Origin of the sequence: Collinsella sp. AF04-24, assembly GCF_003465685.1 — a bacterium.
GTDB classification, from domain to species: domain Bacteria; phylum Actinomycetota; class Coriobacteriia; order Coriobacteriales; family Coriobacteriaceae; genus Collinsella; species Collinsella aerofaciens_AP.
Map to the genome: position 1 here is coordinate 1 of NZ_QSBK01000046.1, position 1486 is coordinate 1486.

A 1486-nucleotide genomic window follows, 5' to 3' on the forward strand; every position below is an offset into this window, starting at 1 on the left:
AGAGTGGATGGACTTCGATGAATGGTAATCGACACGCTCTGGTTTTGAACGAAGAGTCCCCGAGACGATCGATAACGATTCTTCTTTGATAATGCATGCGGCGCTACCATTAGCAGCGCCGCTTCTTTTATGTTCCGTACGCAGATAGGCCCCGTCATGTCGACCACCGAACGCATCTTGGCTGACGTGCTCGTGTCGGGCCGCTGTTCATGATCGAGCCCGACCATGATAGCGAGGCCGTATACGCGTTCACCAACCCGAAGTCGGGGGCGAGGATAAACGCAAAGACAGGAGAGACTCTCTGATGGATAGCGTGTTCAATGATCATGTGTTCCCAAAATACAAGGATCAACAAGTCATGAAGCCTCAGGTGGATGGCTTCAATGATCCCACATTGAGGAATTTTACACTGTTGGACTCGTCTGCTCTGATGAAAGACGAGCTTAAGGCCGACAGGTTCGACGATGAGTTCATTCGGTCCTTCCTCAATGCCGCCAAGGAGCTTGCGGCCGCCGGGAGGAGAGCGACCGACAGGCCGGATATGCATGTGTTCCTGGAGCATTCCTACGCGATTCCGGTGATGTTCCTCACAAGGCACTGTATTGAGCTTTCAATCAAGAGGGCGATAAAAAGATGTGGGGCTGATCCTAAGAAGGACCACAACCTAACGAGCCTGTGGAACTCCTTACTCTCAAGGTTTCCGAGGCAAAAGTGCCGTGAAGACAATAGAACCATCAAGAACATGGGTGCTTTTGTAAATGCCATTGCCGACATCGATGACTACGGCATCAGTCTCCGCTATCCGCAGGACAAATCAGGCGGACTGACGCAGGACAGGCCGCTATTCGTGAACGACGAGGAAGTCGTCTCGTATTTGGAGAAGTTCGTAGAGCAGCTTCAACTGATTGACTTCGATTATCTTGTCGAGAATGGTAAATAAGTGGCTGGAGACCGCTCTTTATCGTTTGTAAAACCATTGGTTGGAATTATGGTTTCAGATCAAATCCTGCAAAAGCCCTGGTGAATCCAGACACGAGGTTTTATAAGGTCACGATAAGGCGGAATCTGTAGAGGAAGGAGACGGTGATATCGTGCGCTCCGACGATGATATGCCTGGAGAAGGGTTTTACGAGCTCTACCGCGTGCTCTTTTACCCCGGGCTTCACGAGAGGTCTGCGGACAGAATGCGGGATGTGCGGCGGGAGCAGCGAGCGTTCGCCAAGTGGGGCCCGTTGACCGGAAGCCTCTCCTTGAGGCGGCGGCGCTGGCGGATGGGTTGACCAAATGTTCCCAGATAGCGTTGTAATTAGTTTCAACGGTCAAATCGATTTCGGCACGGCTGTTGCTTTCCTCTCGTTGGCGCTCACTCTCCTCCAGTGGATTGTCACGCTGATACGGGGCCGCCGGGCGGCCGCGCGGAGCCAGGCCTCGGTCATCTGTGCCCGTGTGGTCAGGATGCCCGAGGGGGAGACGGCCACGGTTGGCA

General features: G+C 53.4%; 1 protein-coding gene. It reads left to right on the plus strand.

All coding sequences use genetic code 11. The features are described from left to right. Positions 1-304: 304 nt before the first annotated feature. Positions 305-940 carry a HEPN domain-containing protein gene (locus tag DWV32_RS09995; protein WP_117758041.1) on the plus strand — a complete coding sequence of 212 codons (636 nt, stop codon included), beginning with the start codon at positions 305-307 and terminating at the stop codon, positions 938-940. Positions 941-1486: the final 546 nt, after the last annotated feature.

Bases quoted from the DNA above. Each gene is read 5' to 3' on its own strand.
- DWV32_RS09995 (WP_117758041.1), top strand. From the start codon at position 305: ATGGATAGCGTGTTCAATGATCATGTGTTCCCAAAATACAAGGATCAA.